This is a genomic window from Novosphingobium chloroacetimidivorans, assembly GCF_014204535.1.
GTDB classification, from domain to species: Bacteria; Pseudomonadota; Alphaproteobacteria; order Sphingomonadales; family Sphingomonadaceae; genus Novosphingobium; species Novosphingobium chloroacetimidivorans.
This window is the reverse complement of sequence record NZ_JACHLR010000012.1, coordinates 1-26,292: the sequence shown is the minus strand read 5'-3', so window position 1 is coordinate 26,292 and position 26,292 is coordinate 1. Positions and strand designations below refer to the sequence as shown.

At 67.4% G+C, this 26,292-nt stretch carries 20 protein-coding genes; 15 read left to right on the top strand and 5 right to left on the bottom strand.

The window, feature by feature from the left end; genetic code table 11:
• Positions 1–2 precede the first annotated feature (2 nt).
• Positions 3–1,049 (top strand): ATPase, T2SS/T4P/T4SS family, encoded by a 1,047-nt coding sequence (locus tag HNO88_RS13835; protein WP_184246506.1) that lies wholly within the window; start codon positions 3–5, stop codon positions 1,047–1,049.
• A gap of 70 nt (positions 1,050–1,119) precedes the next feature.
• Entirely contained in the window at positions 1,120–2,850 is a 1,731-nt protein-coding gene (locus HNO88_RS13830; RefSeq protein WP_184246503.1) for a right-handed parallel beta-helix repeat-containing protein, read from the top strand.
• Between the two features lie 4 nt (positions 2,851–2,854).
• On the opposite strand, the gene HNO88_RS13825 is transcribed toward HNO88_RS13830, so the two are convergent.
• Both HNO88_RS13825 and HNO88_RS13820 read right to left on the bottom strand, forming a co-directional pair.
• A complete protein-coding gene (locus HNO88_RS13825) occupies positions 2,855–4,360 on the bottom strand; it encodes a Ppx/GppA phosphatase family protein (protein ID WP_184246500.1) in 1,506 nt (501 codons plus the stop codon).
• 63 nt (positions 4,361–4,423) lie between these two features.
• Positions 4,424–6,604 carry an RNA degradosome polyphosphate kinase gene (locus HNO88_RS13820; RefSeq protein ID WP_184246498.1) on the bottom strand — a complete coding sequence of 727 codons (2,181 nt, stop codon included), beginning with the start codon at positions 6,602–6,604 and terminating at the stop codon, positions 4,424–4,426.
• 227 nt (positions 6,605–6,831) lie between these two features.
• On the opposite strand from HNO88_RS13820, the gene HNO88_RS13815 reads away from it, so the two are divergent.
• From HNO88_RS13815 to HNO88_RS13805, 3 genes are all read left to right on the top strand, one after another.
• The gene (locus HNO88_RS13815) at positions 6,832–10,203 is read left to right on the top strand and encodes a transglutaminase family protein (RefSeq protein WP_184246495.1); all 3,372 of its coding nucleotides are present in this window, start codon (positions 6,832–6,834) and stop codon (positions 10,201–10,203) included.
• A 176-nt stretch (positions 10,204–10,379) separates the two neighbouring features.
• The gene (locus HNO88_RS13810) at positions 10,380–12,863 is read left to right on the top strand and encodes a circularly permuted type 2 ATP-grasp protein (protein ID WP_184246492.1); all 2,484 of its coding nucleotides are present in this window, start codon (positions 10,380–10,382) and stop codon (positions 12,861–12,863) included.
• A complete protein-coding gene (locus HNO88_RS13805; RefSeq protein ID WP_246381776.1) occupies positions 12,860–13,744 on the top strand; it encodes a transglutaminase family protein in 885 nt (294 codons plus the stop codon). Before HNO88_RS13810 ends, HNO88_RS13805 begins: the two co-directional genes overlap by 4 nt.
• 49 nt (positions 13,745–13,793) lie before the next feature.
• On the opposite strand, the gene HNO88_RS13800 is transcribed toward HNO88_RS13805, so the two are convergent.
• Complete coding sequence (locus tag HNO88_RS13800; RefSeq protein WP_184246489.1) at positions 13,794–14,897, bottom strand: branched-chain amino acid aminotransferase; 1,104 nt, start codon at positions 14,895–14,897, stop codon at positions 13,794–13,796.
• A 704-nt stretch (positions 14,898–15,601) separates the two neighbouring features.
• Positions 15,602–16,177: a hypothetical protein gene (locus HNO88_RS13795; RefSeq protein ID WP_312857076.1), complete on the bottom strand. Its 576-nt coding sequence runs from the start codon at positions 16,175–16,177 to the stop codon at positions 15,602–15,604.
• A gap of 14 nt (positions 16,178–16,191) precedes the next feature.
• Between HNO88_RS13795 and HNO88_RS13790 the strand changes: the two genes are divergently transcribed.
• The 8 genes from HNO88_RS13790 (at position 16,192) to HNO88_RS13755 (ending at position 22,294) form a co-directional block, all read left to right on the top strand.
• Positions 16,192–16,983, top strand: a complete 792-nt coding sequence (locus HNO88_RS13790; protein WP_184246486.1) for a TlyA family RNA methyltransferase — start codon at positions 16,192–16,194, stop codon at positions 16,981–16,983.
• An 82-nt stretch (positions 16,984–17,065) separates the two neighbouring features.
• Positions 17,066–17,620 carry a TspO/MBR family protein gene (locus tag HNO88_RS13785; RefSeq protein ID WP_184246484.1) on the top strand — a complete coding sequence of 185 codons (555 nt, stop codon included), beginning with the start codon at positions 17,066–17,068 and terminating at the stop codon, positions 17,618–17,620.
• Positions 17,621–17,659: 39 nt separating this feature from the next.
• Positions 17,660–17,914: an accessory factor UbiK family protein gene (locus HNO88_RS13780; protein ID WP_184246481.1), complete on the top strand. Its 255-nt coding sequence runs from the start codon at positions 17,660–17,662 to the stop codon at positions 17,912–17,914.
• Positions 17,915–18,000: 86 nt separating this feature from the next.
• Positions 18,001–18,270, top strand: coding sequence for a hypothetical protein (locus HNO88_RS13775; protein WP_184246478.1), 270 nt, complete (start codon positions 18,001–18,003; stop codon positions 18,268–18,270).
• A 148-nt stretch (positions 18,271–18,418) separates the two neighbouring features.
• Positions 18,419–19,030 carry a DNA repair protein RecO gene (gene recO / locus HNO88_RS13770; RefSeq protein WP_184246475.1) on the top strand — a complete coding sequence of 204 codons (612 nt, stop codon included), beginning with the start codon at positions 18,419–18,421 and terminating at the stop codon, positions 19,028–19,030.
• Positions 19,031–19,060: 30 nt separating this feature from the next.
• On the top strand, positions 19,061–20,104 hold the full coding sequence (leuB, locus tag HNO88_RS13765) for a 3-isopropylmalate dehydrogenase (RefSeq protein WP_184246770.1): 1,044 nt from the start codon (positions 19,061–19,063) through the stop codon (positions 20,102–20,104).
• A gap of 83 nt (positions 20,105–20,187) precedes the next feature.
• Positions 20,188–21,363 carry a glycosyltransferase family 2 protein gene (locus HNO88_RS13760; RefSeq protein WP_184246472.1) on the top strand — a complete coding sequence of 392 codons (1,176 nt, stop codon included), beginning with the start codon at positions 20,188–20,190 and terminating at the stop codon, positions 21,361–21,363.
• A 442-nt stretch (positions 21,364–21,805) separates the two neighbouring features.
• Positions 21,806–22,294 (top strand): hypothetical protein, encoded by a 489-nt coding sequence (locus HNO88_RS13755; RefSeq protein ID WP_184246469.1) that lies wholly within the window; start codon positions 21,806–21,808, stop codon positions 22,292–22,294.
• 91 nt (positions 22,295–22,385) lie between these two features.
• On the opposite strand, the gene HNO88_RS13750 is transcribed toward HNO88_RS13755, so the two are convergent.
• Positions 22,386–23,663 carry a phospholipid carrier-dependent glycosyltransferase gene (locus HNO88_RS13750; protein ID WP_184246465.1) on the bottom strand — a complete coding sequence of 426 codons (1,278 nt, stop codon included), beginning with the start codon at positions 23,661–23,663 and terminating at the stop codon, positions 22,386–22,388.
• 237 nt (positions 23,664–23,900) lie between these two features.
• Here HNO88_RS13750 and HNO88_RS13745 point away from each other — a divergent pair, with 237 nt between their 5' ends.
• Together HNO88_RS13745 and apaG are read left to right on the top strand one after the other, a co-directional pair.
• On the top strand, positions 23,901–25,109 hold the full coding sequence (locus HNO88_RS13745; RefSeq protein WP_184246462.1) for a trans-sulfuration enzyme family protein: 1,209 nt from the start codon (positions 23,901–23,903) through the stop codon (positions 25,107–25,109).
• A gap of 99 nt (positions 25,110–25,208) precedes the next feature.
• Positions 25,209–25,607, top strand: coding sequence for a Co2+/Mg2+ efflux facilitator ApaG/CorD (gene apaG / locus HNO88_RS13740; RefSeq protein ID WP_184246459.1), 399 nt, complete (start codon positions 25,209–25,211; stop codon positions 25,605–25,607).
• Positions 25,608–26,292 lie beyond the last annotated feature (685 nt).

Genomic DNA, 26,292 nt, shown 5'->3' with positions numbered 1-26,292 from the left:
CCATGGCTGCCGATGTCCATACCCTTCCTGGTCGCGCGAGCGCCCAGCCGGTGAGCGCGCCGACCCATACGCCGCCGGGTGCGCCGCGCAGCGTCTACCTCGACGCCTACCTTGCCCCGCTGCGCCCCTGGCTCGAGCGCGAGACGGTGACCGAGATTCTGGTCAACCGTCCCGGCGAGATCTGGGTCGAGGATGCCGACGCGGGCGGCATGGCGCGGGTCGAGCTGCCGGCGATGGACAACCAACTGCTCCAACGTCTGGCCGAGCAGGTCGCGCGGATCAGCCACCAGGGCATCAATCGCGAGCATCCGCTGCTATCGGCAACGCTCCCGGCGCTCGCGGGCCAGAGTGGCGCGCGCATCCAGCTCGTCGGTCCGCCGGCGACGCGGGCGAACTGGGCCATGGCGATCCGCCGCCATCGCTTGCTCGAACTGCCGCTCGATGCCTACGATCGCGGGCCGATCACCATCGCACCCGAAGCGCCGACGCCCGATCCGCTGGCCTCGCCGATCGCCTTCTTGCGCGACGCGATCCGGCGGCGGCGCACGATCCTGATCTCGGGCGGCACCTCGACGGGCAAGACGACCTTCCTCAACGCCATGCTGACCGAGATCCCGGAGCACGAGCGCGTGGTGCTGGTGGAGGATACCGCCGAGCTGCGTTTGCCGGGCGCCAACGGCGTCGGCCTGATCGCGGTGAAGGGCGAACTGGGCGAGGCCAAGGTCTCCGCCAATGACTTGCTTCAGGCCGCCCTGCGTCTTCGGCCGGACCGCATCGTGCTGGGCGAGCTGCGCGGCACCGAGACGGTCAGCTTCCTGCGCGCGATCAACACGGGCCATCCAGGCTCGTTCTCGACCGTCCACGCCAATAGCCCACGCGGTGCGCTGGAGCAGATCGCGCTGATGAGCATGCAGACGGGCATTGGCCTCACCCGTAGCGAGACGCTGGAATATGCCGCATCCGTGATCGACATCGTCGTCCAGCTCGACCGCCACGAGGGCAAGCGCGGCATCGCCACCATCGCGGAGAGCCGCGCCCTGGTGGGGTGAGGCCTTGAGGGGCGCAAGTTAAAGTAAGCCTCTGGCGGCACTGCCGTCCCCGTGGCAGGTTACTGCCGCGATGCAGACACCAGACGACAAGCGCCTGATCGGCCGCCGCCCTCTCCTTGGTGGCCTCGCCGCCGCCGCGGCGCTCGCGCCGACCGGCGCCCCAGCGGCGCCGATGACGCCCAGCCAGGAGCAGCTCGGATCCCTTCTCCAGGTTGCCACTCGCGCGCAACTTGCGGCGCTGGACGGCAGTCCGGGCCAGGCAGCGCTGCTGACCGAACCGGGTCGCCAGGGCTTCTTCGTCCTGCGCGAAGGTGCCGCGCCGGGGCAGGATCCGCTTCAGGGCCTGACCATCCCGAGCGAGCGCGGCAGCCGGCATTGGGCGCGCATGTGGGATGGGTCCCACGGCATGCCCGAGTGGTTCGGCGCGCGAGCCAACGATCGTTCCGCCGCTGCGACCAACCGAGCCGCGATCGAGGCGTGCATCGCCTTGTGCCCGATCACGCAGCTTGCCCAAGCGGAATACTTGATCGCCGACACGCTGCGGGTGTCGATCAGCAACCGCACCTTGCGTGGTACGAACTTTTCGGCCGAGCCTCCATACAATGGCGGCACCCGGGTCGTCTGCACCGACCCGCGGCGAGACGTGATCCGCGTCGGTGGAACGCCGAACGCCATTCCTTCGATCATCCACCTGGAGGCTCTGACGGCGTGCTGGTCCGTGGATCTGGTGCCCCCGCCGACGGGGCGCGAGGCGGAGGCGCCTGCAGCCTTTCGTGTAGAGCATGTGCTCACTTCCCGGCTGGAACGGTGCTTCGCGCTCGATCCGCTGATCGGTTTCTGGTTCAACGGTGCGATCAACACGCGCTGCATCGGCTATGGCGTCACCCGTTTCAAAGGATACCGCGGCGGTGGGCGTGACTTCGTTCGGGGCGTGTGGGTGCGCGGCAAGCCACGCCGCTTCGCAGGGGGCAATGCCTCGCTCTACCTGATGGACGGCAACGTCTCGACCAGCGAGGCCATGCGCGCGGCGTTCTACATGCCGATGGGCATCTACGCCGATGCGGACTTCGCCGATCTCTATATCCTGGGGCTTGAAACCTTCCAGATCGCCTTCCCGATCACGCTGGATGGCGCGGGCGGGGACTTTTCGGGCGGTCATGGCGACGTGCACATCCGCAGCCTGGTGATCGACCAGATCATCGGCGACGGCATCACCATCCGCAACACCAATCCGCTTGCCAAGATCCAGATCGACGGCGGCTACATCCAGATCGTCGACAGCCGGCAGGACAACAAGGGCCTCTGGCTGGAGAACGGAGGCGGCGCGATCACGGTGTCGAACCTGCAGATCACCGGCGAGGATTCGAGCTCAACCTCGATCGGCATCTACGCGAAAAACCGGGCGAACGTGGCGATCTCAGACAGCGTCATCGTCGAGAACATCGCCTTTCCCGTGCGGGTGGAGCGGGGCTGCGCACGGCTGTCGCTCGGTTGCACGGTGAACGGCGGCGTGATGCGATCGCGCGGCCACGCCGCGATCGCGGTGGACGGGGCGAGCCAATCGGTGCTGCGGCCCAAGCTGACCGGCAATCCGGGTGCCTTCACGGCTGGCGTAGAACTGCTCGGCTCCGTGCATGATCGGGTGAGCATCGATCCAACCATGGTCGACCCCATGACCGTACCGAGCGGGCGCAAGGTCGTGATCAACGGCAAGGCGGTGACGGCCAGCGGGCACTATTCGGGCAACGGCGATCGTGCGCCCGAGGGTGCTGGGGTCATGGTCAGCGGCGTCGTCGGTTAGCGCCTCAGGCGTCGGCGCCCGTTTTAACGCGGCCTTCCAGGCCAGTCCATTCCGCCAGGTGCTTGAGGTCCTTGGTGGTCGAGGTGGTGAGCAGCGCTTCGACCGGTTCCTGCAGCACCAGCACCAGCTCTTCTCCCTGACGGCGCAGCGCGGTGAGGGCGAGCGCCTTGTCGGCGCAGCCCGTCAGCCGTCGGCACAGGCGGATGGCGAGGCCCCAACCCACAGCCGCGCGCAGGTCTTCGGGCGGGGCGAGGCGGGCAAAAGTCGGGGGCACTTCGGTAAGGCCCGAATTGGCGAAGACGCACATCGCCATCATCGCGCGGCCACGGGCGTTTATGCCCACCCAGCGCTTGCGCAGCGCCCAGGACATCGCCTCCTGCGCGCGCAAGTTGGGCTCGGTGCGCATGGCGGCGAGGGCAAGCATCGTCGAGGCGAGGCGCAGGTTCGTATCCTGCGGGCTCTGCTCGCACACCGCTGCGGTCCATCGCGCCACCGCTGCCGCGTGCTGGGGATCTACCGAGGCCGATCGGGCAAAACCTTCGACTCCCGCCAGCATCGGGTCCTGCGCGCGGGTTGCGGCGTCGAGGCGGGCGAAGACCAGGCCTTCGCGCAGGCCCCAGGAGGAGAACACGATGCGAGAGGGCGACAGCCGCTCCACCAGCTGGCCGAGCAAGGCGGCGGCATCGGGCAGGCTGGCGAGGCGCGAGCTGGAAATGCGCGGGTCGGCCTTTTCCGGCTTGGCCTTCTCCAGCTGGCGGCACATCCGCAGCGCCACGTCAGGCGCGAGCTCGAAGTCATGGGGGTCATCCAGAGGCCAGTCGATGTCGTGCATCGCCTGCAGCGCAAGCGCCCGCCAGGAGCCGCCGACGATGTAGAGCGGCTGACCGGCGCCGGACGAGAAATCGGCACGCGCAAGGCCGTCACGCACCGCACTGGCGAACCGGACCGGGCCTCCGCTGCGCAAGTCCGGCAAGCGCAGGGTGCCGAAGGGCAGGGTGATCCCGCCACGGCAGACATCGCCATCGATCGCGACCAGTTCCAGGCTGCCACCGCCAAGATCGCCGACAATGCCGCGCGCCCCGGGGAAGGCAGCGATCACGCCATTGGCACTGGCGCGCGCTTCCTCCTCGCCGGTCAGCAGCCGAGGCGAAAGGCCGAGCCGGCGCACCGAGGCGAGGAACTCCGGCCCGTTCTGCGCATCGCGGCTGGCGGCGGTCGCAACGCAATCCACGTCATCGATGCCCAGCATGTCGAGCATGGCCGCGAACCGCGCCAGCGCTGCCAGGGCGGTCTGCATCGACTTGGCCGAGAGCAGGCCGTTCTTGTTCAGGTCCTTGCCGAGCTTGGCGCTGACCTTCTCGTTGAGGATGACGACGGGCGCACGCGGCGGCCCGTTGTAGACGACGAGCCGAACCGTGTTCGAGCCAATGTCGATGATGGCGCGCCGGCCACTGGAGTGCTCGCCCACGTTTACGCCCAATGAGCTGCCCTGCGGGCCATTACCGATCATGCTTGTCTAGCGCTTCCCGTCAGGTCCGGTTCCGCCGGACCGTTCTCGTATCGGCGCCCGCTATCATATGTTGCCGCGCCGGAGCGACAGCTTGGGCACCTTTCGTCCACTGGTGAGTGATGCGCCGCGTCCGGAAAGCGAGGGATTGGTCATGAAGTAGCGATGCAGGTTGAACGGCTTCTCGCTCTTGTCCTCCGAGGTTTCGACACGGTGGTAGCTGCCATCGCTCTCCAGCAGCCAGCTCTGCTCGGTGTCGAGAAGGTTCGCCAGCATGACCTGGCCCAGCACCTGGTCGTGCACCGTCTTGTTGCGGATCGGCAGCAGCAGCTCGACCCGGCGGTCGAGGTTGCGGCTCATGCCGTCGGCCGAGGTGATGAAGACCTTGGCCTTGCGGCTCGGCAGTTCGGCGCCGTTGCCGAACGCCCAGATGCGCGCATGCTCGAGGAAGCGGCCGATGATCGACTTGACGGTGATGTGCTCCGACAGACCCGGAATGCCGGGGCGCAGGCAGCAGATGCCGCGGATGACGAGGACGATCTCCACCCCGGCCTGGCTGGCGGCATAGAGCCGATCGATCACGCCGGGGTCGGTCAGCGAATTGAGCTTGGCCCAGATCGCCGCCGGACAGCCCTTCTGGGCATTGGCGATTTCCGCGTCGATGCACTCGTACAGCGTATTGCGCAGGCTGATCGGCGAGATCGAGAGCAGTTCGGTCTTCTTGGGCTCGATGTAGCCGGTGATGAAGTTGAACAGCTTGCCCACATCGCGCCCGGCGGCGGGTTGTGCCGTGAAGTACGACAGGTCGGTGTAGATGCGCGCGGTGATCGGGTGGTAGTTGCCGGTGCCGAAGTGGCAATAGGTGCGATAGGCCTCGCCCTCGCGGCGCACCACCATCGAGACCTTGGCGTGGGTCTTCCAGTCGACGAAGCCGTAGATCACCTGGACGCCGGCGCGCTCCAGCTGGCTGGCCCAGAGCAGGTTCTGCTCCTCGTCGAACCGGGCTTTCAGCTCGACCACGGCGGTGACGGACTTGCCCGCCTCCGCCGCCGCGATCAGCGCGTTGACGACGGCGGACTGCTTGCCGGCGCGGTAGAGCGTCTGCTTGATGGCGATGACGTCGGGATCGCGCGCCGCCTGTTTGAGGAAGTCGATCACCACCTCGAAGCTTTCATAGGGATGCTGGATGACGATGCCCTTCTCGCGGATGGCCGCGAAGCAATCGCCGTCGTGCTCCAGGATGCGCTCGGGATAGCGGGGCGAGTAGGGCTCGAACTTCAGCTCCGGGCGATCCTCGTCGACGATCGCGGCCAGGCCCGCCATGCCGATGATGCCGCCGGTCTTGATGATCAGCGCCTTGTCGAGCGCCAGCTGCGCGCGCAGCAGTTCTTCGGCCGCCGGATCGAACTTGCCCTGCAGCTGCAGCACGATGACCATGCCGCGGCGGCGGCGCTGGATCGCCGTGCGGTAGTAGCGCACCAGGTCCTCGGCATCCTCCTCGATCTCGATGTCCGAGTCGCGCAGGACGCGGAACACGCCGTGGCCGTTCAGCTTGAAGCCGGGAAAGATCTCGTCCGCGTGGCGGCAGATCAGGTCCTCTATCGACATGTAGATCGCCTCGGGCCCCGGCACCCGCACGAAGCGGGGCAGGGCCTGCGGGATCAGGATCATCTCCATGACCGGGGCGCTGTCGGCCACGCGGGTCAGCGAGAACAGGATGCCGATGCCGGTGCTGGCGACGAACGGGAAGGGGTGCGCCGGGTCGATCGCCTGGGGCGTGATCACCGGCATGATGTGTTCCAGGAAGTACTGCTTCAGCCAGCGATCGCTTTCGCTTCCGGCCTGCTGCTCGCCCACGACGCGGATGCCGTAGTCGGCCAGCTGGTCCTTGAGGTCGGCCCAGATGCGCTGCTGGCTGGCCTCGATCACCAGGATCTGCTCGTGCACGGCGGCGAGCTGCTGGCTGGGCGTCATGCCGTCTATCGAGATCTCGTCGATCGAGCGGCGGATCTGCCCGGCGATGCCGGCCACGCGCACGGTCATGAACTCGTCGAGGTTGCTGCCGGAGATCGACAGGAATCGCAGGCGCTCCAGCAACGGATAGTGCGGGTTCTCCGCCTCCGCCAGCACGCGCTCGTTGAACGCCAGCCAGCTCAGCTCCCGATTGAAGAAACGCGCCGGGGAGGTGGCAGCGGGGGTGTCTTCTACGACTGACACTTGCGTGGTCGTCTCGCGCGCTTCGAGCATGATTTCCCTTGTATCGCCCGCCTGGACAACGCGGGGGACGGCACGTTGCTCCAGCTGGGCCATGGCGTCAAAGCTTAGCGGGCATTGTCAAAAAGCAAAGGTGGCTGTCGCGTGGTTCCTCCCCGGTCCGGGGAGGACAAGGCACGCCTGATCCTCCCCCTGCAGTGATGGATCACAGGTGCATCAATCCGTTGCAGTGCAGCATCGAATGGCGCAAGCTGCCACCGATGATCAAGGCCGCCCTCCATCACCTGACCCGCTACAGCTATAGCAAGCGCGTTCGTCTCGGCCCCCAGGTGATCCGCTTGCGGCCCGCGCCGCACAGCCGCACCAACGTGCCGAACTATTCGCTGAAGATCAGCCCGCCCGAGCATTTCCTGAACTGGCAGCAGGACCCGCACGGTAACTGGCTGGCGCGCGTGGTCTTCCCCGAGCCGGTCGACCACTTCTCGGTCGAGGTCGATCTGCTGGCCGAGCTGGCGGTGATCAACCCGTTCGACTTCTTCGTCGAGCCCTACGCGCAGGAATACCCGTTCACCTACCCCGAGCCGCTCAAGACGGACTTGTCCGCCTATTTCGAGGTCGAGGACCAGGGCCCGCTGTTCGACGAGCTGGTCGCCAGCCACGCGTCGTACACCGGCGGCACCGTCGATTTCCTCGTCGAGATCAACCGCGCGCTGCAGAGCCGCGTGGGCTACGTGATCCGCATGGAAGCCGGCGTGATGACGGCCGAGCAGACCTTGATGGAGGGCACCGGTTCGTGCCGGGATTCCGGCTGGCTGCTGGTGCAGCTGCTGCGCCGGCTCGGCTTCGCCGCGCGGTTCGTCTCGGGCTACTCGATCCAGCTGGTCGCGGACGTGATCCCCAAGGTCGGTCCGCAAGGCGTGACCCAGGACGTCACCGACCTGCATGCCTGGGCCGAAGCCTACGTGCCCGGCGCCGGCTGGATCGCGCTCGACGCCACGTCCGGCATGTTCGCGGGCGAGGGGCACATCCCGCTCTGCGCCACCCCGCACTACCGCTCCGCAACCCCGATCGAGGGTCTGGCGGAACCCGCCGAGGTCGACTTCCACTTCGAAATGGACGTCAGCCGCATCGCCGAGGCGGTTCGGATCACCAAGCCGTTCACCGACGACCGCTGGTCCGCGCTGCTCGAGCTGGGCGACAAGGTCGATGCCGACTTGCAAGCGGGCGAGGTCAACCTGACGATGGGCGGCGAGCCGACCTTCATCGCCGCGTCCGATTTCGAAGCGCCCGAGTGGAACGGCGAGGCGGTCGGCCCGACCAAGGCGGCCTATGCCGACCAGCTGATCCGCTTGCTGCGAGACAAGTTCGCGCCGGGCTCGCTGCTGCACCACGGGCAGGGCAAGTGGTACCCGGGCGAGAGCCTGCCCCGCTGGGGTTACTCGATCTACTGGCGCAAGGATGGCGTGCCGATCTGGACCGACGCCACTCTGCTGGCCGGCGAAAAGCCGATGGCCAAGGGCGCGGAGGCCGAGCCGGTGCCGACGATCGACATCGAGGTGGCCGGCGACATCCTCAAGGCCGCCGCGCAGAACCTGGGGCTCGAGGCCGACTACGTGCAGCCGGTGTTCGAGGACCTCGAGGAATGGGCGGAGAAGGAGGAGGACCTCCCGGTCAACGTCACGCCGCTCGATCCCAAGATCGCCGACGAGGAACTGGCGCGCCGCTTCCGCCGCACCTACCGCCGCGGGCTCGACAAGCCGGTGGGCTTCGTCCTGCCGGTGCAGCGCTGGAATGCCGAAGTGCAACAGATCCCGCGCTGGAAGAGCGAGCAGTGGAAGGTGCGCAAGGGCACGCTGACGGCGGTGCCGGGCGACAGCGCCATCGGTTATCGTCTGCCGCTGGGCTCGCTGCCCTATGTGCCGCCGAGCGACTATCCCTATATCCACCCGCGCGACACCGCGCAGCCGCTGGAGCCTCTGGCCGACTTCCGCACCCAGGTGATCGAGCGCGGCAGCGAGGTCCGAGAAGCCGCAGTGCCCGAGCAGCGCTCTGAACGCGTCGCCGGCCCGGACGGCAACGCGCAGGAGATCGTCGAGCAGAAGCATATCGAAGGCGCGGTCCGCACTGCCGTGACGATCGAGCCGCGTGCTGACTTCCTGGCCGTGTTCATCCCACCCACCGAGGCGCTCGAAGACTACCTGGAACTGGTCGCCTCCATCGAGGTGGTCGCCAAGGAACGCGGCGTGCCGGTGCGGATCGAGGGTTACCCGCCGCCGCCCGACCCGCGCATCCAGGTGCTGAAGGTCACGCCCGATCCCGGTGTGATCGAGGTGAACATCCACCCGTCCGCCAGCTGGCGCGAAACCGTGGAGATCACCGAGACGCTCTACGATGGCGCGCGCGAGATTGGCCTGACCGCCGACAAGTTCATGGTCGATGGCCGCTCGATCGGTACCGGCGGCGGCAACCATATCGTGCTGGGCGGACCGAGCCTGCTCGAAAGCCCGTTCATCCGCCGTCCCGACCTGCTCAAGAGCTTCGTCACCTACTGGCAGCGCCACCCTTCGCTCAGCTACCTGTTCTCCGGCCTGTTCATCGGCCCGACCAGCCAGAGCCCGCGCATCGACGAGGCACGGCACGACAGCCTCTACGAGCTGGAGATCGCGCTGGCCCAAGTGCCTGGTCCCGAGCAGGAGCAGCCCGCGCCCTGGGTGGTCGACCGTCTGTTCCGCAACCTGCTGACCGACCTCACCGGCAACACCCATCGCACCGAGATCTGCATCGACAAGATGTTCTCGCCCGATGGCCCGACCGGACGGCTCGGCCTGGTCGAATTCCGCGCCTTCGAGATGCCGCCGGACGCCAGGATGTCGCTGGCGCAGCAACTCCTTCTGCGCGCGCTGACGGCGTGGTTCTGGAAGGAGCCGGTCGACGGTCCGCTGGTGCGCTGGGGCACGCAGCTGCATGACCGCTTCATGCTCGGCCATTTCGTGTGGGAGGACTTCCTGGACGTCCTCGCCGACCTGGATCGTGCGGGCTATCATTTCGACCCGGCGTGGTTCGAGGCGCAGCGCATGTTCCGCTTCCCGGTCCACGGCGAAGTCGTCGGCGGCGGCGTCATGCTGGAGATCAGCCACGCGCTCGAACCTTGGAACGTGCTGGGCGAGACCGGCGCGATCGGGGGAACCGTGCGCTATGTCGACAGTTCGACCGAGCGGCTGCAGGTCAAGGCGACCGGGCTGATCGAGGGACGCCACGTGATCACCTGCAACGGCCGCCGCGTGCCGCTGACCACCACCGGCAAAGCAGAAGGCGTCGCCGGCGTTCGCTACAAGGCCTGGGCTCCGGCCGAGTGCCTGCACCCGCTGATGCCCGCGCATGCACCGCTGACCTTCGACATCTTCGACACCTGGAACAGCCGCTCGCTGGGCGGCTGTGTCTACCACGTCGCGCATCCGGGTGGGCGCAACTACGACGACGTGCCGATCAACGGCTACGAGGCCGAGGCCCGGCGCAAGGCGCGTTTCCAGGAGCATGGCCATTCGCCGGGCAAGCTGGATACTCCGCCCGAGGAACTGACGGGCGAGTTCCCCTATACCCTGGACCTGCGCCGGCCGCCGCGTGGGCATTGAGCCCCTTGCCCTCTCCCCGGGCGGGGAGAGGATACGGAGGCTTGGCGGCTTGCCGCGTAGCCGAAGTTGGAGAGGGGTTTGTGCTCTCTCGAGCGTGGGAAACCCCTCTCCAAGCTGCGCTTGGCTCTGGCGAGCCAAGCTTCGCTATCCTTTCCCCCTAAGGGGAGAGGGCTGAGGTGGCTTCGACGACGCTCACACCCGCCAACTGGCTCGACACCTACCCCGTCGATGCGACGGCGCGCGACCTCTACTCGGGCGCCGCGCCCGATGTCGCCGCGAAGTGGCACGCCACGGTCGCGGGTCTCGCCGCCTCTGCGCAAGGCGACCCGGCCGCGCTCGCTGAAACCACCGCGCGCCATATCGACGACCTTGGCCTCACCTTCCGCATCGCCGGCGACGAGGATGAGCGCGCCTGGCCGGTGACACCGCTGCCGCTGATCATCGGCGCGGAGGAATGGGGCGAGGTCGAGCGCGGCCTGATCCAGCGCGCCACCCTGTTCGAGCGCCTGGCAGAGGACATCTACGGCCCCCAGACGCTGGTGGCGCAAGGCCATCTGCCCGCCGCGGTGATCGCCGGCAGTCCGTATTTCGCGCGCAAGATGCTGGGGCGAGGGCCGGGCAGCGGTCACTTCATCCACGTCTACGCCGCCGATCTCGCGCGCGGACCGAAGGGCCAGTGGCGCGTGCTCAACGATCGGGTGAGGCTGGCGACCGGGATCGGCTATGCGCTCGAGAACCGCCTGGCGATGACGCGCACCACCGATGCGCTGCTCGCCGACAACCACGTGCGCCGCCTGGCCGATTTCTTCGCGCGCCTTCGCGAAGGCATCGCCGCCGACTGCCGCCGCGAACGTCCCCGCATCGCCTTGCTCACGCCGGGCCGCTTCAACCAGACTTATGCCGAGCAGGCGCACCTGGCCCGCTACCTCGGCCTGCCGCTGGTGGAGGGGCGCGACTTGTCGGTGCAGGATGACAAGCTGTTCGTCGGCACTATCGCGGGTCCCAAGCGGGTCGACGCGGTCTGGCGCTGGGTCAACACCAACGCGCTCGACCCGCTGACCTTCGATGCCAAATCGCAGATCGGCGTCGCCAACATGTTCGACGCTTGGGCTGCCGAGGGTCTGGAGATTGCCAACTGGCCGGGCGTAGAGGTGCTGGAATCGCCCGCGTTCAACGCCTTCATGCCGCGCCTGTGCCGGCTGCTGCTGGGTGAAGCGCCGATCCTCCCGACCGTCGCCACGTGGTGGTGCGGGCAGAAGCGCGAGGCCGCCATCGTCGAACGCCGCTTCGACGAACTCGCGCTGGTGCCGGCCTTCGGTCAACCGGTCGAGGGCCTGGACGACAACGGTCCGGTGCAAGGCGCCAGCCTCGATCCCGAACGCCGCAGCGCACTGATGGAGGCGCTGCGGCGCAGGCCGATGGACTATTGCGCGCAGGAGGTGGTGCAGCTCTCCACCACGCCGGCGGTGATCGACGGCGAAGTGGTCCCCCGGCCGTTCACCTTGCGCGCGTTCGTGGCCCGCACGGCCGACGGCGGATGGACGGTGATGCCCGGCGGCTTCGCGCGGATTGCCGAGCACGACGCGCGTCCCACCTCGCTGATCGGAAGCGGGGACTTGTCGGCCGACTGCTGGATCGTCGATGCCGCTCCCAGCGAGGCGCAGGCGCCCGGGGTGCTGGCGGCCGAGCCGCCGGTCTCGCGAGGCGGCGGCATCCTCGCCAGTCAGGCGGCGGACAACCTGTTCTGGTTCGGACGTTATAACGAGCGCGCCGAACTGACTGTGCGGATCGCGCGCGCGATCCTCAGCGGATCGATCGAGGCCGATGGCAGTCGCGGCGGAGAGGCGGTGCGGCGGACACTGGCCAACCTGCTGTTCAACTGGGCGGCGATCGATGGGCCCGTCGTCAGCCAGTCCTTCCCCGCGATCTGCGCCGCTGCGCTGTCCGAACGCCGTCTGGCGGGCGGCGTCGCGGCTCTCATCGCCCGCCGCAACGAAGTGGGCGCCGGCCTGCGCGAGCGGTTCGCGCGCGACTTGTGGCGGATCGTCAGCCAGCCCCTGCCATTGGTCGACGCGCAGCGCCCGCAGACGATGCTCACCACCGCGAACGGCCTGATAGAGCGGTTCAGCGCGCTCGCCGGCCTGGCTTCGGAGAACATGATCCAGGGTCATGCCTGGCGCTTCCTGGAACTCGGCAAGCGGATCGAACGGGCGCTGGGCATCTGCCGGATCGCCCGGCACTTCATCTACAACGGCGGCGGGGCGTGGAACGCGGACGAACTGGGGACGCTGCTCGACTTGTGCGACAGCCAGATCGTCTACCGCTCGCGCTATCTGACCGGAGCGATGCGCAATCCGGTCTTCGACCTGGTGCTGCTCGATCCCGAGAACCCGCGCTCGCTGATGTTCCAAGTTGCCGAGATCGTCGAGCACTTGCGCCAGCTGCCGACCATGCGCACCGACAATCTGCCCGAGCAACCCTTGCGCGAGGGGCGGGCGCTGCTGGGAACGCTGTCGGCGGCGACGGCGCCGGAGATGGAAGGCGTGAAGCTGGGCGACGTGGAAAGCCGCCTGCTCGCGCTGTCGGACGCGATCTCGGTGCGCTACTTCCTGCAGTTCGAGCGTACCGACGATGGCAGCAGTGCGAGCCTGCTCGAATGATGCGTTACGCCATCACCCACAACACGACGCTGCAATATGCCGCGCCGGTGCGCCTCGCCAGCTTCAACGTCCGGTTGCGGCCGGCGGAGTGGCCTGGGCAGACGGTATCCGACTACGCCTTGAGCGTCGATCCCTGGCCCGGCACCCTGGTCGAGGGAGAGGGCGCCTATCACGTGAACGAGAGCAAGTTCACGCTGAACGATCCGATCACCCGGCTTCAGGTGAACAGCCGCTTCACCGTGACCCGAGAGCCGCTGGCGCCGGCGATCCTGCAAGCCAGCGGGCCCGATCTGGCCAGCTTGCGCGAGCGGGCGATGACGCGGCCCGATCTCTCGGCACTGGGGCCCGCGTCCTACATCTTTGCCTCGCCGATCGCGCAGCCAGAGCGTGACATCGCGCTGTGGGCCAGTGGCTTCCTGCATGAAGGCATGCCGGTGATGGACGCCGGGCGCGCGCTGATGCGCGCCATCAACGGCCAGTTCGCGTTCGATCCGCGCTCGACGTATCCGGACACGCCGCCGATCCAGGCGTTCAACCAGCGGCGCGGCGTATGCCAGGACTTCACCCACGTCATGATCATCGCCGCGCGGGCGCATGGCATTCCGGCCGCTTATGTCAGCGGCTACTTGCGCACGCTGCCGCCGCCCGGACAGCAGCGCCTGGTCGGCGCCGACGCCATGCACGCCTGGGTCAACTTGTGGTGCGGCGAGGAGCTGGGCTGGGTCGGCTTCGATCCCACCAACGACACGCTCGCCGACACCGATCACGTCTTCATCGGCATGGGGCGCGACTATTCTGACGTCTCTCCGCTTGGAGGGACGTTCCGCGGCGGATCGCAGCAGACGATGTTCTTCTCGGTGGATGTCGCGCCGCTGGGGTGAGTGCCGCCTGAGCGGATCCTCGCGATGAAGGACCCGCCGGCACGCCCGCTCAGCCCAGCTTGACGACCCAGCCGTGCGGATCGGGAGCTTCGCCGCGCTGGATGGCGACCAGCCGGCTCTTCAGCTTCTGCGTCAGCTGGCCGGGCCCGCCGCTGCCGATCGTGAACTCGCCGCTGCGTGACGCGACTTTGCCCACCGGCGTCACCACTGCCGCGGTGCCGCAGGCGAAGCATTCGACCAGGCGGCCCGACTGCGCGTCCTCGCGCCACTGGTCGATGCCGTAGCGGCCTTCCTGAACGGTCAGGCCCTCGTCCCGCGCGAGCGTCAGCAGGCTGTCGCGGGTGATGCCGGCCAGGATCGTGCCGGACAGGGCGGGCGTGAGCAGGGTGCCGTCATCGAACACGAAGTACAGGTTCATGCCGCCCAGCTCTTCGATCCACTTGTTCTCGACCGCGTCGAGGAACACCACCTGATCGTGCCCCTTGGCGATCGCTTCTGCCTGGGGCACGAGGCTGGCGGCGTAGTTGCCGCCGCACTTGGCCGCACCGGTACCGCCCGGCGCGGCGCGGGTGTAGTCCTCGCTCACCCAGATCGAAACCGCCGGCGCACCCGACTTGAAGTAGTTGCCCGCGGGGCTGGCGATCACGACGTACTTGTACTCCCTGGCCGGACGCACCCCCAGGAACACCTCGGACGCGAACATGAAGGGGCGCAGGTAGAGCGATCCTCCATCGACCGTCGGCAGCCACTGGCGATCCGCTTCGACCAGGCGGCGGACCGATTCGACAAAGACGTCTTCCGGTAAGGCGGGCATAGCGAGCCGCTCGGCCGAACGGTTGAAGCGCCGGGCATTCTCGTAAGGGCGGAACAGGGCGACGCTGCCGTCGGGATGGCGATAGGCCTTGAGCCCCTCGAAGATCTCCTGCGCATAGTGCAGAACCGCGGCGGCCGGGTCGAGCGCGATCGGCTGGCGAGGGCCGACGACCGCATCGTGCCACCCGCGCTTTTCCGACCACTCGATGGTCACCATGTGCTCGGAAAACTGCGTACCGAATCCCGGGTTCGCCAGTACCGCCGCACGGACCTGCGCGCTGATCGGCGCGTCGACGGGGCGGGTGGTGAATTGCAGTTCGGGTTCGGCGATGGTCGCCATTGCTCAAGTCCTTGCTCTGACAGTCCACCGCGCCCTGTACGAAAATTACAAGATTGGCAAGCTGAGGGAAACTTTGTTCGACCGCCCGGCAGTGATCCCGGAGTGCGCGGTTGGCGCTTATCGGACTGCGCAAATTAGAGGGCAAGTGGCTTGGTGGAGCCCGGGCGTGGATGTGACTGCTGCTTCCCCTGATGGCGCCAAGTCATGGGTGGAAGGCGAGGCGGTGCGGTCGCTCGCGCTGCGGTTTGCGACAGGGGCCGATTACGGCGGGTGCCACCCAAGCCGGGTTCACCGCCGGCATCATCACCCCGCTCGGGTCGTATGCCAGGTCTTACGAATGAGAAGGGCCGCACCGAAGCCTCGGTACGGCCCTTCACATGGTCAGCGGCCGGAAGTGCCGCCAGCGAAACCTCTATCGCTTACTGAATGAGCTTCAGCGATAATGCCTCGCGACGGAAAAAGCCGACCTCTCTGCTGAACCATGAGACATCGGATCACCTCCTTTCGCGCTGTTGAGCCAAGACGCCGCTGCTGAGCGGCTGGGGCCGAAAGGTACTGGGAAGTGACGCCCGAACCGTCCTGCCTTGTGCTATTTGTGGGTCATTCCGCAGCGCACAACAAGACTTGCAAAGATTTTTTTTGGCGCCAGAATCTGCCCTTTCCGAGTGTTTTCCCCAGGCTGTTCGGGCGTCCGCCACGCCTGCTTAGCGGCAGTCCTCGATCACCCTGCTCACCTCGATCCAGCTCGGCACGTAGAGCGTGGGAAGGCCGGCCGCCTCGATGGCGAAGCGACCCTTGCTGAAGGCCATGGCATCGAGCAGCGGATCGCGTGCCGGCAGCTCCACGGCGTAAGCTCCGGCCTGGGGCACGGCGTTGAAAAGCCGCGTCCGCGTCTGCGTCACGATGCGCAAGCTTGCGGCGCCGCCGCCCACCACGCCCGGCTCGGCGCGCTCGATCCGGACAGTGCGCTGCGCCGGGTTGCACCGCATGACCAGGCGGCCATTGGCGAAGCGCGCCGTCGATTGGCCGCCCTCGTTGCTCCAGCGCCAGTCTCCGGGCGTGGCGGGGAAGTCGGCCCAGCCCTTGGGCGCCGGCGCATTGCTGGTCGATTGCGGCCGAGAGGCCGGCTCCGGGGCGGGCCGCGTCGGTTGCTGCTGTGCGGCCGGGATCATGCGCTGGTCGGCACAAGCAGCCAGGGCCAGCGATGCGGTGAGGACGGTGAGGATGCCGCGCGGGTTTGCCTTCATGGCGCCGGTATGGAATGAGGCGGCGCCCGCCACAAGCCCACGAGCTCATGTCCGACCCGCTTCCGCCTCGCTCCGACGCCCTGCCGGCCCGGCCCAAGCCGAGCGCCAAACAGCGCGTCGACCAGTTGCTGGTCGAGCGCGGCCTGGCCGAGAGCCGCACGCGCGCGCAAGCGCTGGTGCTGGCGGGTCTGGTCTTTTCGGGCGAGAACAAGATCGCCAAGCCGGGGCAGCAGATCGCCGGTGACGCCGCGCTCGACGTACGCGGACGCGACCATCCCTGGGTCTCGCGCGGCGGCATCAAGCTGGCCCATGCGATTGCCCACTTCGGTCTCGATCCGGCGGGCGCGACCGCAATGGACATCGGCAGTTCGACCGGCGGCTTCACCGACGTCCTGCTGAGCCACGGCGCGGTGCGGGTATTCGCAGTCGATTCGGGCACCAACCAGCTGGCCTGGAAGCTGCGCCAGGACCCGCGCGTCACCGTGCTGGAACAGACCAGCGCCCGCGTGCTGACGCCCGAGCTGATCGATGCGCCATGCGACTGGGTGGTGTGCGACGCCAGCTTCATCGGCCTGGCCAAGGTTCTGGACGTGCCGCTGCGCCTGGCCGCTCCGCGCTGCACTCTGGTTGCGCTGATCAAGCCGCAGTTCGAAGTGGGCCGCGGCGAGGTGGGCAAGGGCGGGGTGGTGCGCGATCCGGCCCTGCATGCCCGCGTCTGCGACGAAGTTCGCGAGTGGCTGGAGACGACCGGCTGGACCGTCCACGGCATCATCGAAAGCCCGATCACCGGCCCTGAGGGCAATGTCGAGTTCCTGGTGTATTCATCCCGGGACACCTGACGATCCACCGTATTCTTGCGTCCAGGTCCTTGAACCGCAACAACAGCGCCGGAACGCGCGATTCGAGGGACGATCAGAACGGATGAACTTCCTGGCCTCCACATGGCAGTTGCGTGCCGGCGTGATCCGATGGGCGCTGGTCTGCGTGCCGGTGGTGCTGATGCTGGGCATCCTTTCGGGCGTCCTGTCGGGCAGCGGCGCGGACGAGGCGTGGTTCGCCGCCTTGCGCAAGCCGGTGGGCTATCCGCCACCCGCGACCTTCGGGCTGGTGTGGAGCGTGCTCTATATCCTCATGGGTCTGTCGCTCGCGATCGTCCTGTCCGCCGCCGGTGCGCGAGGGCGGGGCCTGGCCGCCGCGGTGTTCGCCTTGCAGCTGGCGATCAACCTGACATGGTCGCCGCTGTTCTTCGGCGCGCATCGTATCACCGGCGCGCTTGTCGATATCCTGCTGCTCGACGTGGCGGTGGTGGCGACGATCGTGCTGTTCGCGCGGATTCGTCCGAGTGCGGCCTGGTTGCTGGCGCCCTATCTCGCCTGGATCCTGTTCGCGACGTACCTCAACTTTGCCATCCTGCAGGACAATCGCGAATTCGACGGCGTGCACCCGTCCGGTGCTGTGGAACGTATCGAGTTCTGAGCTCTTGCGGCGGCCGGCCGATTTCCCCATCTAGGGTGCATGCAAAGCGAAAACCCATTCATCGCCGACTTCGTCAAACTGATGAACAGCGCCGCGGGCACTCTTGCAGGCGTCGGCCGCGAGGCTCGCGACTCCGCGCGTGAGCGCTTCAAGGAGCTGATGGGCGAGATGGACTTCGTCAGCCGTGAAGAATTCGACACCGTCAAGGACCTGGCCGCCAAGGCGCGCGAGGAAACCGAAGCGCTGAAGAAGCGGATTGACGAGCTCGAGATGAGGCTCATCGCCAAGAGCTGAAGCGCTACCGCGCGCCGCCTGCACCTGCGGGCGCGCAACCGGATGCCGCCGCCCGCAGTTATAAGCGGCGGAAGGCAGACAGTTTCATGTTTACACAATTGAACCCGACGATCCCGCTTCACGTGCTGGAGAAGGGCGACGGGTACGCCATCGGCATGATCGACTATGGCCAGGAGCATAACCTGATCTGGGTCACGGTCCTGAACGACAGCGGCGAGATCTGGTGCGCACCCAATCCCAGCGTCCGGCTCGGGCAAAACTGGACGATGGGTCGCAAGCAGAACGCGCTGATCGAGGCCGACCGTGTCGCCGCTGCGGAACCCTGCGACGACTCCAGCCAGGCGATAACGTCCTGACCTCGTCCCGGACTTGATCCGGGACCGGTTGCGACAATCACGAATCTGTCGCCGTAGCGGTGTCAGCTCGCGCGACAGCGAACCCGGCTCCAGATCAAGTCCGGGCCGACATGTTGCTTTGACCTTCGTTCGGTTCCAGACCCAACCCATGCATTTCCGCGGCCCCGCCATCGTCTGTGCTCACCGGCCGCATGCCGAAACCGCCGTCATCGCGCGGCTGCTTACCGCCGAGCAGGGTCTGATCGGCGCCTATGTCGCGGGTGGGCGAGGGCGACACTTGCGCCCCGTCCTGCTGCCCGGCAACCTGGTGGAGGCGGAGGTGCGTTCGCGTTCGGAAAGCCAGCTGCCGTTCGCCCGGGTGGAACTGCAGGAGAGCCGGGGACCGTGGCTGGGCGAGCCGCTGCCGGCGGCCGGGATCGCCTGGGTCACCGCGCTGACCGCCGCCAGCTTGCCCGAGCGTCAACCATTCCCCGCGCTGTTCGATGCCTTGGCCGGACTGCTGACCGCGATCACCGTGGCGCCCTCGGCGCGGGGCTGGGCGGTGCCGCTGCTGTCCTACGAAGTGCTGCTGCTGCGCGAGCTTGGCTATGGCGTGGCTGCGAAGCGGCCCGAGGAGGGGGACTGGCCCGCGATCTTCGACGCCTTCGATCGCATCGGCCGTGAACTGGCGCGCTACCCGCTTGCCGAACGGCGCGCAGACGTTATGGCGGCGCGCTCTATTGTGCGCGACCGCTGGTCGCGTCTGATTGGCGACGATTGAGGCCGGGGAGCGGGCATGGGCGCGAATGCGATGCGGGTGGCGGTGTTTGCCGGGGACGGGATCGGGCCAGAGGTCACGGCCGAGGCGGTGCGCGTGCTCCAGGCGCTCGATCTGCCCGGGCTGGACCTGATCGAGGGTGACGTCGGCGGGGCCGCCTATCGCAAGCACGGTCATCCGCTGCCGGCCGAGACGCTGGAAATCGCGCGGTCCTGCCAGGCGATCCTGTTCGGCGCCGTGGGCGACTTCTCGCTCGACCATCTGGAACGCGCGCTGCGGCCGGAGCAGGCCGTGCTCGGCCTCCGCAAGGAACTGGGCCTGTTCGCCAACCTGCGGCCGGCGACGGTGTTCAAGGGGCTGGAGGATCTCACGACCCTGCGGCCCGAAGTCGCAGCAGAGATCGATCTGCTGATCGTGCGCGAGCTGAACGGCGACGTCTACTTCGGCGAGAAGGGCACCCGCACGCTGGAAGATGGCCGCCGCCAGGGCTGGGACATGATGTCCTACGCCGAGGACGAGGTGCGCCGCATCGCTCACACCGGCTTCACCGCCGCCATGGGCCGGTCGCGGAAGCTGTGCTCGGTCGACAAGGCCAACGTGCTCGAGACCTCGCAGCTGTGGCGCGACGTCGTGATCGAGGTCGCGAAAGAGTACCCCGAGGTCGAACTGAGCCACATGTACGTCGACAACGCGGCGATGCAGCTGGTGAAGAACCCCGGACAGTTCGACGTGATCGTCACCGGCAATCTGTTCGGCGACATCCTCTCCGACCAGGCGAGCATGTGCGTGGGCTCGATCGGCCTGCTCGCTTCGGCCAGCCTGGCGGAGGGCACATACGGCCTCTACGAGCCGATCCACGGTTCCGCGCCCGACATCGCGGGCAAGGGCCTGGCCAATCCGATGGCGACGATCCTCTCGGCCGCGATGCTGCTGCGCCACAGCTTCGGTCTGGAAGAGCAGGCGGCGCGGATCGAGGCTGCGGTCAGCACGGCGCTTGCGCGGGGCGTGCGTGGTGGCGACCTGGGCGGTTCGGCAGGCACCCGCGAGATCGGCGACGCGGTCCTTGCCGCGCTGTGAGCGGCCGCTATGAGCACGGCGTGAGCTGCACACGCTGTTTGCGCTAAAGCTTCTTTCAGGTTTACCATATACAGCCGGTGCCCATGAACATGCCCCAATCCGACCTTGTCCAGGCCGTTGACGCTGTCGGCAAGCCGCTCGAACTCGCGATCGTCCTGCCGACGTTCAACGAGCGCAACAATCTCGAGACCCTGGTCGAGCGGCTCGATGCCGCGCTGCAAGGCATCGCCTGGGAGGCGATCGTCGTCGACGACAACAGCCCGGACGGAACCGCCGACATGGCGCGCCAGATCTCCTTGCGCGATCCGCGCCTGCGGGTCATCCAGCGCATCGGCCGGCGCGGGCTGTCGTCCGCCGCGATCGAGGGCATGTGCGCCACCGCCTCGCCGGTCGTCGCGGTGATGGACGCCGATCACCAGCACGATCCCAAGCTGCTGCCCGGCATGCTCCGGGCAATTCAATCGGGCGAGTACGATCTGTCCTATGCCTCGCGCTTCTGCGAAGGCGCCAGCACCGAGGCATGGAACCGGCCCGACCGGGTCAAGGCATCGGGCTTCGCCAACAACCTGGCGCGCAAGGTCACCGGCGTCCAGCTGACCGATCCGATGAGCGGGTTCTTCATGCTGCGCACCGAAACGCTGCGCGCCGACGCGCATCGCCTGTCCGGCGTGGGCTTCAAGATCCTGCTCGACATCCTCGCCACGGTGGAGACTCCGCTGCGGGTCAAGGAATTCCCGCTCGACTTCGCCGCGCGTGCCGAGGGCGAGAGCAAGCTCGATAGGACGGTCGTGTTCGAATTTCTCGTGGGCCTCTATGACAAGTGGCTGGGCCGCATCATTCCTACCCGCTTCGCGCTGTTCGGCACCATCGGTGCAGTCGGCGTCATCGTCCACATGGCGGTGCTCAGCGCGTTCCTGACCGCATTCGGCGGACCGGGCATGAAGGGGCAGCTGGTCGGCGCATTCGAGGTCGGCCAGACGATCGCCGCGGTCTGCGCGATGACGTTCAACTTCTTCCTCAACAACGCGCTGACCTATGCCGACAAGCGCCTGACCGGCTTCGTGCCGCTGATGCGCGGCTGGGCCAAGTTCGCGCTGACATGCTCGGTCGGGCTGACCGCCAACGTCGGCGTCTCGGCAATCCTGGTGCACTATGGCATCCACGAGTATCCGGCGGCGCTGGTCGGCGTGGTCATGGCCTCGGTATGGAATTTTGCGCTCTCCTCCAAGTTCGTCTGGGGCAAGTACGGCGCGAACTGAGCGTTGCCAGATCCTCCCCTGCAAGGGGAGGTGGTAGGCGCGTAGCGGCTGACGGAGGGGTGTCACCGCTAGAGTAGTGCTCGGACGAGAGGGTTACACCCTTCCGTCAGTCCTGCGGACTGCCACCTCCCCTTAGAGGAGAGGATCTGTCCTCCCCGGCACTTGGAGGGGGACCGCGCGAAGCGTGGTGGAGGGAAGTCTCGGCGTGGCGTGAGGCTGCCGGCGGGTTCATTCCGACATGGCTTGAGGACGCGAGTCCCCACCACCCCTCGCTGCGCGAGCGGTCCCCCTCCCCGCATCGGGGATGACAAGGTCTGCGGATTCTCCCCTTGCAGCGACCCTGACGTTCGTCGCGGACCGTCGGACTTTCGACGGACGTGCGTTGCCCCATGCTCCGGCGTCGTCTTCTCGACCCGCATCTAGCGAGATCGGGAGAAGACCCATGCTGTTCCATGTTTCCATCGACGCGCGCGACCCGCGCCGCGTCGCCACTGTCCTGGCCGAACTGTTCGGCGGCGAGGCCACGCCGTTTCCGCCAGTCGCCGAAGGCAGCTGGATCGCGCACGCCGGCGACGAGCGCAGCACCGCCATCGAAGTCTACCCGCGTGGTACCGAGCTGATGGAGATGCCGGGCGATGCCGACGCCATCGGCGTGCCGGGCGAGGGCGGCTTGTGCTCCACCCATTTCGCCATGGCCACGCGCCTGTCCCAGGACGAAGTCTTCGCCATCGCCCGCCGCGAGGACTGGCCGGCCAAGTACCGCAAGCGTGGCGGCGTGTTCGGCGTCGTCGAGCTGTGGGTTGAGGGCGACCGCATGGTCGAAGTGCTCACCGCCGAGATGCAGGCCGAGTATCTCGCCGCCTTCACGCTCGACAACTGGAAGCGGATGCTCGCCGGTGCGGGCGACGAAAGGCACCGGCTCGTGGCGTGATCCCGATCGCGATCCGGTGCGGCGCTGGCGGCTTCTCATGCCCCCTGGAGGCCGTCAGCGCCAACTTTTCAGCCACATCCCCCCGGCGCTATTAGCGCCAGCTCTTCAGCCACATCCATTGCGCGTAGCTCTGCTTGCCGTGGTGCAGCCGCGCCGCCGAGATGATCGGGTAGAAGTAGACGAACATGCCCAGCGCCACGGCCATCGCGGCAGGCGCGACCCAGCGCCAGCGGTCGGCCCGCGACCAGATCGCGTCCAGGGCGAGCGCCAGGCAGGCCATCAGGAAAGCGGCGGGCAGCAGGTAATGGTAGTAGAACTGGATCGGCTTGCCGTTCACCGCCCACAGCATCAGCGTCGCTGTGTAGAGCACGACGAACACCAGCGCGTCCCACCGGCGCCTGGCGATGCCGATCCACAGGCACCAGAGCAGCGCCGGCAGGCCGGCCAGCATGGTGAAGGGATTGCCGATCAGCAGGATGCCGCGCTGCGCCCCGTCGACGAACTCGTAGAGGTACCAGATCGCGCGCCAGTTGATCACCCACTGGTACCAGACGCTGCGATAGGGATGCAGCTTCTTCACGCTGTCCTGCAGCTTGAGCATGTACTGGTGGTGGTGCACGAAGCCGAGCGGATCGATCGGCCGGTTGGTCCAGAACATGCCCGGCAGATAGGTCAGCCAGTAGAGCGCCAGCGGCAGCAGGCCGAGCCAGAACGCGGCCTCTGCCAGCGAGATGCCAGGGACTGGCCCCGCACCCTTGCGTCCGACCACCCGCCAGCCGTTTGCGCGCAAGCGTAGGCCCAGGAACGTCAGCCCGGGCAATGCGAGGGCAGGGGCGATGCTCCACTTGGCGCCGAGCGACAGACCCATGGCGATGCCGCAGGCCGCCAGCCGCAGCCGGGGGTTCCTCCCAGGCTCGCGGATCAGCGCGGCGAACTGCCAGAGCGCCACCATGCCGAGGCCGGCCGACACCATGTCGAGCATGGCGATGCGGCTCTGCGCGAACCACAGGAAGTTGGTGGCGAGCAGGATCGCCGCCAGGATCGTCGCGCGCCGGCGCAGGGTGACGTACCAGACGAACCGGCCATAGGCGTGCAGGCCCAGCACTCCGAACAGCACCGAGGGAATGCGCCAGGCCCAGGGCCGGTCGCCCAGCAGCGCGATCGAGGCGGCGATCACCTCCTTGGCGAACATCGGGTGCTCGCGGTTGGCGGGCAGACCCTGCAGCAGCTTGCGTGCCGCTTTGACGTAGTGGACTTCGTCGAAGTAGATCTTGTCGGGCAGGCCGAGCCGGTGGAGGCACACCACCAGGAACGCGAAGCCGATCGCCAGGCACCAGGGCAGGGGATCGCGGTCGCGTGAGGCTTGCATCGGGGCGGCGGCATAAGGGTGGCGGGTGGCGCTCGCAAGGGTTTGTAGCGAGAGGGCGCTAGCCCTCCACCACTCGCTTCGCGAGCGGTCCCCCTCCCCGAGACAAGCTCGGGGAGGAATTCGAGAGCAACCTAAGGTCCTCTCCGAGCTTGTCTCGGGGAGGGGGACCGACGCCGTAGGCAGTGGTGGAGGGGCTTCCCCTTGTCTCCAGGCGGCCTCGCCCGTAAACGCGCGATCATGAAGCGCACAACCGGACAAGATCGCACCAAGACCTCGCAATGGCGGCCGGCCACCCGGGCTATCCGTGGTGGCACCTGGCGCTCGGAGATGGGCGAAACCAGCGAAGCGCTGTTCCTCACCTCGGGCTACACCTACGACGATGCCGCCACCGTCGCCGCGCGCTTTGCCGGCGAAGACTCGGGCATGACCTATTCGCGCCTGCAGAACCCGACGGTGCAGATGCTGGAAGAGCGCATCGCCCTGCTGGAAGGCGCGGAAGCGTGCCGCACCCAGGCCTCGGGCATGGCGGCGATGACGGCGGCGCTGCTGTGCCAGCTGTCCGCGGGCGATCACATGGTCACTGCCAGGGCCGCGTTCGGATCGTGCCGCTGGCTGGGCGACCACCTGCTGCCGCGCTTCGGCGTGGACGTCACCGTGGTCGACGCGCGCGACAATGCCGCGTGGGACGCCGCGATCCGGCCCAACACCAAGGTGTTCTTCTTCGAGACGCCGGCGAACCCTACCATGGATATCGCCGACCTGGAGTTCATCTGCGGCCTGGCGCGGGCGCATGGCATCACCTCGGTGGTCGACAACGCCTTCTGCAGCCCGGCGCTGCAGCGCCCGATGGAGTTCGGAGCGGACGTCGTCGCCTATTCCGCGACCAAGCTGATGGACGGGCAGGGCCGCGTGCTCGCGGGCGCGGTCTGCGGCTCGCACGAGTTCATCAACGACAAGCTGCTGCCGTTCCAGCGCAATACGGGTCCGAACCTCTCGCCGTTCAATGCGTGGGTGGTGCTCAAGGGGCTTGAGACGCTCGACTTGCGCGCCCGCCGCCAGAGCGAGAACGCGCTGAAGGTCGGCCGGTTCGTCGAGAGCCGCGTGCCGCGCATCCTCCATCCCTGGCTGGAGAGCCATCCGCAGCACGCGCTGGCAGTGAAGCAGATGGACGATTGCGGGCCGATCTTCAGCTTCGTGCTCGATGGCGGCCGCGTGCAGGCGCATGCCTTGCTCGATGCGCTGGAGCTGATCGACATCTCCAACAACATCGGCGATTCGCGCTCGCTGATGTGCCACCCGGCGTCGAGCACCCACCACAACATGGGGCCCGAGGCGCGGGAGGACATGGGCATCGGCGAAGGCATGCTGCGCCTGAACGTCGGCCTGGAAGATCCCGACGACCTGATCGAGGACCTGGACCGGGCCTTCGCACAGGCTGGTCTGTAAGGCGCTGGAGGTGCGTGGGAGCGTTCCCTCGCACTTGCAAAATTTTCCCGCGCCAACGGAGTTGACCGGGCGATCCGAACCGTTACCTTTCGTATCGAGATGAAGGAACTGTTCCAACACGCCGCCGTCACAGACGGGATCACCGTGCGGGTCGCGGTGAACTTCCTGCCCGAGCAATCGCGGGTGGAGGCCGGCAAGTGGTTCTGGGTCTACCACATTCGTATCGAGAACCACGGCACCCAGCCGGTCCGCCTGATGACTCGCCACTGGCGCATCACCGACGGGCATGGCGCGGTGAACCTCGTGGAGGGTGAGGGTGTCGTGGGTGAGCAACCGCTGCTCCAGCCCGGCCAGAGCCACGACTATGTCTCGGGCTGTCCGTTGGCGACGCCGCACGGCAGCATGGAAGGCCACTACACCTTCGAACGCGCCGACGGCTCGGATCTTCGCGCGGCGATCCCGTTCTTCCCGCTGGCGGCGCCTGCTACGGCGGGCTGAGCTTGCGGTGGTCCGCCCTGTCGTGGGGCGTGGCGCAGCGTGTTCTGAGGGTCGTGCGATTCGATTTCACCAAATCCAGATGGTGCGTGCCGCCATTTGTGGCTTGAAATCCTGCCTTAAGGGGGGCGGCAGCCGCGAGGCGGCTTCATAGCCGACGTAATTGCACAACCTCTGTCAGTCCTGCGGCCTGCCACCTCTCCTTAGAGGGAAGCATCTGTCCTCCCCGGCACGGGGAGGGGGACCGCGCGAAGCGTGGTGGAGGGGAGTCTCGGCACGGCGTGAGGCTGCAGGCGGGTTCCTCCAAGGTTTGCGTGAGGACGCGAGTCCCCACCACCACCAGCTACGCTGGCGGTCCCCCTCCCCGACGCGGGGGGGAGGACAGCCAGATACTCCCCTGCAATGGGAGGTGGCGCGCCTGAAAGGCGTGACGGAGGGGTGTCACCGCTGGCGGAGTGCTCGGACGAGAGGGTTACACCCCTCCACCACCTGCTACGCAGGCGGTCCCCGTCCCCTTGCAGGGGAGGATCTGGCTCCCCGTCCTCTGAGGAGGAGAGGGTGGGCACAACTCGACCTCCGCCGGCGAATGCGGAGCTAGAGCATTTTCGGTTTAGTCGAATGCATACCCGGAGTTCTGGAGATAGTTTAGGCACTCTTCTGGGCTGAAGGCATCGAGCGAGGTGCCGAT

Coding starts and splice junctions, on each gene's coding strand:
- HNO88_RS13835 (WP_184246506.1), top strand. CDS start 3: ATGGCTGCCGATGTCCATACCCTTCCTGGTCGCGCGAGCGCCCAGCCG.
- HNO88_RS13830 (WP_184246503.1), top strand. CDS start 1,120: ATGCAGACACCAGACGACAAGCGCCTGATCGGCCGCCGCCCTCTCCTT.
- HNO88_RS13825 (WP_184246500.1), bottom strand. CDS start 4,360: ATGATCGGTAATGGCCCGCAGGGCAGCTCATTGGGCGTAAACGTGGGC.
- HNO88_RS13820 (WP_184246498.1), bottom strand. CDS start 6,604: ATGCTCGAAGCGCGCGAGACGACCACGCAAGTGTCAGTCGTAGAAGAC.
- HNO88_RS13815 (WP_184246495.1), top strand. CDS start 6,832: ATGATCAAGGCCGCCCTCCATCACCTGACCCGCTACAGCTATAGCAAG.
- HNO88_RS13805 (WP_246381776.1), top strand. CDS start 12,860: ATGATGCGTTACGCCATCACCCACAACACGACGCTGCAATATGCCGCG.
- HNO88_RS13800 (WP_184246489.1), bottom strand. CDS start 14,897: ATGGCGACCATCGCCGAACCCGAACTGCAATTCACCACCCGCCCCGTC.
- HNO88_RS13790 (WP_184246486.1), top strand. CDS start 16,192: ATGTCCGACCCGCTTCCGCCTCGCTCCGACGCCCTGCCGGCCCGGCCC.
- HNO88_RS13785 (WP_184246484.1), top strand. CDS start 17,066: ATGAACTTCCTGGCCTCCACATGGCAGTTGCGTGCCGGCGTGATCCGA.
- HNO88_RS13780 (WP_184246481.1), top strand. CDS start 17,660: ATGCAAAGCGAAAACCCATTCATCGCCGACTTCGTCAAACTGATGAAC.
- HNO88_RS13775 (WP_184246478.1), top strand. CDS start 18,001: ATGTTTACACAATTGAACCCGACGATCCCGCTTCACGTGCTGGAGAAG.
- recO (WP_184246475.1), top strand. CDS start 18,419: ATGCATTTCCGCGGCCCCGCCATCGTCTGTGCTCACCGGCCGCATGCC.
- leuB (WP_184246770.1), top strand. CDS start 19,061: ATGCGGGTGGCGGTGTTTGCCGGGGACGGGATCGGGCCAGAGGTCACG.
- HNO88_RS13760 (WP_184246472.1), top strand. CDS start 20,188: ATGAACATGCCCCAATCCGACCTTGTCCAGGCCGTTGACGCTGTCGGC.
- HNO88_RS13755 (WP_184246469.1), top strand. CDS start 21,806: ATGCTGTTCCATGTTTCCATCGACGCGCGCGACCCGCGCCGCGTCGCC.
- HNO88_RS13750 (WP_184246465.1), bottom strand. CDS start 23,663: ATGCAAGCCTCACGCGACCGCGATCCCCTGCCCTGGTGCCTGGCGATC.
- HNO88_RS13745 (WP_184246462.1), top strand. CDS start 23,901: ATGAAGCGCACAACCGGACAAGATCGCACCAAGACCTCGCAATGGCGG.
- apaG (WP_184246459.1), top strand. CDS start 25,209: ATGAAGGAACTGTTCCAACACGCCGCCGTCACAGACGGGATCACCGTG.